This window comes from uncultured Cetobacterium sp. (assembly GCF_947038635.1).
In the GTDB taxonomy this organism is placed as follows: Bacteria; Fusobacteriota; Fusobacteriia; order Fusobacteriales; family Fusobacteriaceae; genus Cetobacterium_A.
This window is the reverse complement of sequence record NZ_CAMQXC010000157.1, coordinates 1-4,328: the sequence shown is the minus strand read 5'-3', so window position 1 is coordinate 4,328 and position 4,328 is coordinate 1. Positions and strand designations below refer to the sequence as shown.

General features: G+C 27.2%; 4 protein-coding genes. 3 read left to right on the top strand and 1 reads right to left on the bottom strand.

Annotated elements, in window-relative coordinates; all coding sequences use genetic code 11:
* Both Q0V08_RS10910 and Q0V08_RS10905 read left to right on the top strand, forming a co-directional pair.
* The coding region (locus Q0V08_RS10910; RefSeq protein ID WP_297434704.1) for a glycine betaine ABC transporter substrate-binding protein at positions 1-1,398 on the top strand (1,398 nt) is incomplete at its 5' end.
* A 92-nt stretch (positions 1,399-1,490) separates the two neighbouring features.
* The gene (locus Q0V08_RS10905; RefSeq protein ID WP_297434702.1) at positions 1,491-2,147 is read left to right on the top strand and encodes an inorganic diphosphatase; all 657 of its coding nucleotides are present in this window, start codon (positions 1,491-1,493) and stop codon (positions 2,145-2,147) included.
* A 71-nt stretch (positions 2,148-2,218) separates the two neighbouring features.
* On the opposite strand, the gene Q0V08_RS10900 is transcribed toward Q0V08_RS10905, so the two are convergent.
* Positions 2,219-3,568 carry an amidohydrolase family protein gene (locus tag Q0V08_RS10900; RefSeq protein WP_297434700.1) on the bottom strand — a complete coding sequence of 450 codons (1,350 nt, stop codon included), beginning with the start codon at positions 3,566-3,568 and terminating at the stop codon, positions 2,219-2,221.
* A gap of 363 nt (positions 3,569-3,931) precedes the next feature.
* On the opposite strand from Q0V08_RS10900, the gene Q0V08_RS10895 reads away from it, so the two are divergent.
* Positions 3,932-4,328, top strand: a 397-nt coding sequence (locus tag Q0V08_RS10895) for a transporter substrate-binding domain-containing protein (protein WP_297434698.1), incomplete at its 3' end; no start/stop codon positions are given.

Below are 4,328 nucleotides of genomic sequence, written 5' to 3'. Positions count from 1 at the left end.
GTATCTAAAATCACATTAAGTATAGCAGGAATATTTCAAACAATTCCTAGTTTAGCATTATTTGGTTTAATTATTCCATTTTTAGGAATAGGTGTTAAACCTGCAGTATTTGTTCTTTTCTTATATTCATTACTGCCTATTGTAACTAATACATTTATAGGAATAAAAAATGTTGATTATTCAACAATTCAAGCAGGAATAGGTATGGGAATGACAAATTTTCAATTATTACTAAAAGTTAAACTTCCAATAGCTTTGAGCGTTATAATGGGTGGAATAAGAATAGCAACAGTTTCAATAATAGGTACTACAACTATTGCTGCATTAATTGGAGCTGGTGGATTGGGAGATCTTATATTTAGAGGTATAGCAACAAGTAATAATTATCTTGTTTTATGTGGTGCTATTCCTACTGCTATACTAGCTTTTGTGGCAAATTATTTTTTAGGAATACTTGAAAAAGCATTAGCACCATTGAGTAATAAAAGTGAAAAACAAAATAATCGTAAAATTTTAATCGGAGTAGCAGTTATCTTACTCTCATTTTCTTTATTTCAGATTCAAAAATATATTAATAAAGATAGATATGTTACAGTGAGAGTTGGGCATAAAACTTTTACTGAACAAAGAATATTAGGTAATATGATATCAATTTTAATTGAAAAAAATACTCCATATAAAGTTATTTTGACAGAATTAGGAGGAACCAATATAAATTTTGAAGCTATAAAAAACGGTGAAATTGATATTTATCCAGAGTATACTGGAACATCATTTTTGGCTATTTTAGGAGAAAAAGAGATGCTTTCACCAAAAGAAATTTTTTATAAAGTTAAGGATATCTATAATTCTAAATATAATTTGGATATTTTAGAACCATTAGGATTTGAGAATACTTACGCATTAGCAGTAAATAAAAAATTTGCAAAAGAATATGATATTAATAAAATTTCGGATTTAAAGAAAATTGCAAGTGATTCTTATTTAATAGGTGGACACGAATTTATGGAAAGAATTGATGGTTTAAAGGGATTGGTAGAGGTTTATAATTTAAATTTTAAAAAAGTAAATTCAATGGAACCAGGCTTGATAATACCAACTATTTATTCTGAAAAAGCAGAGATTGGAGTAGTATACTCAACAGATGGGTTATTAGAAAAATATGATTTAGTTGTTTTAGAAGATGATTTTAATTTTTTTCCACCATATGAGGCTGTGATAACAATTTCAAATAATTTTAAAAATGAACATAAAGCTATAGAAAAAGAGTTATCTAAACTAAGTAATATGTTTACAAATAAAGATATGCAAAAACTAAATCTTAAAGTCACAGAAGGAATAGAAAGTGAATATAATGTTGCAATGGAAGCTTTAAAGGAAAAAAAATTAATAGAGTAATAAAAAACTTATTACATACCTTTTACATAAATTTAAAATAATTTTAACAGGCTAATGATAAGATATTAGAAAATATATATTTAGGAGGAATAATGTTTTCAAAAAAAATATCTACTTTCATTGGCTTAACATTACTAACAACACTATCTTATAGTTCTTCAGCAGTTATCAATACAAACTCTTTAGTTTTAAAGGATAAGTATACATTAGAATCGACAACAAATCTTTCTAATTCTATTCCAGCTATAGATAAAGATGGAAATATAAATATTGTAGTTGAAATTCCTGCAGGAACTAATGAAAAATGGGAAGTAAATCCTGAAACTGGAAATTTAGAGTGGGAAATAAGAAATGGAAAACCTCGTATAGTTCAATATTTACCATACGTTGGTAATTATGGAATGGTTCCTCAAACTCTAACTGGCGACGGAGATACTATTGATGTTCTTCTTTTAGGGGATGCTATAGCAAGAGGTGAAGTAAAAAAAGGGCGTGTAATTGGTGTTGTAAAAATGATTGATAAAGGTGAACAAGATGATAAATTGATAGCAATAGGAGAAAATTCTGTTTTTTCAGAAATAAAAACTTTAGATGAGTTTAATAATAAGTTTCCAGGAATAACTGATATAATAAAAATATGGTTTGCTAATTATAAAGGTCCTAATGGAAAAGTTGAAATAACAGGTGTTGGAAATGAAATTGAAGCTATGAAAATGTTAGATGAAAGTATGAAAAATTTCAAAAAATAATATAAGCTAAAATAGTTACAACAAAGATAGAAGCTACCTTTAATAGATAGCTTCTATTTTTTCTAAAATAATTACAAAAACTTTCGTATAGATTTTCCAGAGTTAAAACTCAAAATCTCATTATCAATTAAAGCAATCTCACCATTAATAATAACATACTTTATCCCTTTTGGTGGTAAAGATGTATTTTCAAAGGTTGCTTGATCCTCAATTTCATCTAAAGAAAAAATTGTAATATCAGCATCAGCCCCAATTTCTAAAGAGCCTTTATTTATCCCAAGTATTTTAGCAGGAGTAGATGTTATTTTTTCAATAGCTTCTTCAATAGATAGCAATTTCTTTTCTTTTACATACTCTTTTAAAAATTTTGGAAAAGTCCCAGCTGCTCTAGGATGCCCTTCTCCAGTTTCAGTTAAAATACCATCGCTGACAACAATAGTATTCCTATTTAAAATAGCCATATCAATATCTTTTTCTAGCATCATATGCCCAACAACAAGAGTCTCAGGAGCAGTTTTTCTTAATTGTTCAAAAATCTCTTTTGTGCATATACTCCCTTTTAAAGGACCGCTAGCAATTTGAAGTTGTTCGTAACTAAAATTATGATTTTCAATATAATTATTATCAAAAACTGCTGAACCTATCAGTGTACTGAAGGCTTTATAAGGGTAGCAATCACACATTATTTTAACACCTTGTTCTTTTTTATTTTCAATTTCATTTAAAAATTTATTCATTTGGCCATATCCAGCCATACTTCCTATATGAGAGATTTGTAAATGTGTATCATTAAATCTTCCAATTTCTAAAAGTTCACCTAAAGAGTTCAAGACATTTTCTCCATCCTCTCTCAAATGGGCAGAAACAACTCTATTTTTTCCAAGCCTAGCTAAAGTCATTAACTCATTGAAATCTATTCCTGGAATATATTCAATACCAAAACTTATCCCTAAAAGACCATTTTCTTTTATGAGATTCTTTCCAAAGTGATACATTTGCTCTATATTTTTATTATCTAAATTAGCATATCTATCCTGAATATTAATGTGTTTTCTTAAAATCTCGTGAGGCAGAAGTGTTCCATAGTTTATAGGGAATCCAAAATCGACCAACTTTAAATATTCGTTAATATTTTCAATACCAATTCCACAGTTTCCTCCAATGGCTGATGTAACACCCATTTTTAAAAGTTTTTCAAAAATATTGATTCTTATATTTCCATCTATTATTCTATCTTCATGTACGTGCATATCTATAAATCCAGGAGTTACATATAAATCATTAGCATTAATTACCTTATCTCCACTTAAAATATCTTTAGAAAGTTCAACTACTTTACCATTTTCAATACCTATATTAAATTTTTCAGATATATTATTTTTAGGATCAATTAAATGACCATTATTTATTGCTATTCTCATAGTTGCTCTCCTTTTAAATTTATTTTAACAAGTATATATAAAAAAGCAATCTTTGTACAATATATAAAATATGTTTTGAAAATATATTATTTGTATAACATATTTTGTTGACTTCTTAAATTTTAGATGTTATAATCTGACAAAATTATAAAAGGAGGAAGAGAATGCTAAGGAACTCAAGGAATACAAAACAACTTAATAAATTTGTAATCCTTAGAGATAGTAGGCTCAACTGCTTTATTTTATAATTGGAATTTAATCAATTTTTTTGTTGATTAAATAATTTTTGATTATATTTTTGTAGATAATACTCGTCTTTTAAGGCGAGTATTTTTTTTATTAAATTTTTTATGGAGGGAAAAAATGAAAAAGATTATTATGTCGATGATGGTTTTAGTATTTGTAGTATTTATGGGGTGTACGAAGGATGAAAAGAAAACAGTGAGTAATGAAAAAATTTATGTGGTAGGAACTAATGCTGAATATCCTCCTTATGAGTATTTGGAGAATAATAAGGTGGTTGGATTTGATGCAGATATTATTGAGGAGCTTTCTAAAAGAGTAGGATTTAATTATAAGTGGTCTAATATGAATTTTGATGGACTTATATCAGCTTTACAAGCAAAGAAGGTAGATATGATTATCGCTGGAATGACTGTAACTGAAGAAAGAAAAAATTTTATTAACTTTTCAACACCATATGTATCACCAAATATTTGCTATATAGTTTTAAAAAATAATAATTTAAATAGTGCAAAAG